Consider the following 1,193-nt stretch of genomic DNA (forward strand, 5'->3'; position numbering starts at 1 on the left):
TTCGCCGACGAGCTGAATAACCTCGGCGTTCGCGTGTCGAAGCTTGAGAAGAACGCCGATATGGTGAAGTGGAATGGAAAACTTGAGTATACGTACACAAGCGAGCGCACAGAAACAGCGCGCGATGGAAAGACCAAGAAGAACGACGACAACCTTCTTTTCCGGCTTGAGCCGTCCGCAGAGATCAACAGCCACTGGCACGTCAATGCACGCCTCGATGCGGAGACCAAGATGGACAAGGACGCCGGTGAGGCTGGCAGCGACAAAGTCGAGCTGAAGTACGCATGGGCACAGGGCGACTACGGCGACTTCCAGATCAAGCTCGGAAAAATGGAGCTGCTCACGGCAGAGGCGTATGCGAAGCCCGGTGCACTCATCTTCGATCACCACTTCTCGGGCGCAGAGGTTTCGTTTGGTAAGGATTTGCGTGTAAAACTCCAGGCAGGCCGCATCAGTGACGAGGAGCTTACAGATCCGGCGAACTATCAGGCTGCAGAGCTTATGTATAACGGGCGTCTCACGGGTGGTGTCGGCTATTACCGCCTCAGCTCAAAAAACTACATCGGCTATACCGGCGGCAAGGAACGGATAGGCATCTGGGGCGTGAACGCTGGATACAGTTTCGATAAGAACAACTTCCTCTCTGCGGCCTATGCACGCAACAACAGCCTTGCCATGGACAAAAAATACAAGAAGTCCTATCAGATCAGCTACGACTACAAGGGCGCAAAGCCAGACGATCGCGGCTCATGGGGTGCATACGTCTCCTACCGCTACATTGCGGGAGCCGCGCTTGGAGCCACAACAGACGGTGCAATGGAATTCACGAAGGGCGTTGAGATTGGAACAGACTACACGCTGTTCCCGAACGTCGTCCTCTCGGCAAAGTATTTCCGCGGCAAGGATCTGAATCCGATTGTCACAAACGGACAGGACAAGGTCTCGAAACTCTTCGGTCGCGTCGAGTTCTTCTTCTGATTCCCCTGTTTTCACACACAGATACCGCAGATTTCGGTCTGCGGTATCTTTTTATTTATTTTTCTGAAACTTCTGCTTGACAATTATTTTCATCTTCCCATATAATAAGATTTAATCTCAGCTAATACGAGTGGAGGCAACGCCGCAGACACAATGCGTCGCATTGGAAACATAGGCATACCTCCTCCCGCAGATTTCAGAAGGAGGAATCCCCC

General features: G+C 52.4%; 1 protein-coding gene. It reads left to right on the forward strand.

Annotated features, from left to right (window positions below; genetic code table 11):
• A partial coding sequence (locus tag HMPREF9081_RS01760) for a hypothetical protein (protein WP_006305197.1) occupies positions 1–978 on the forward strand: 978 nt, incomplete at its 5' end.
• Positions 979–1,193 lie beyond the last annotated feature (215 nt).

The organism is Centipeda periodontii DSM 2778, assembly GCF_000213975.1.
GTDB lineage: Bacteria > Bacillota > Negativicutes > Selenomonadales > Selenomonadaceae > Centipeda > Centipeda periodontii.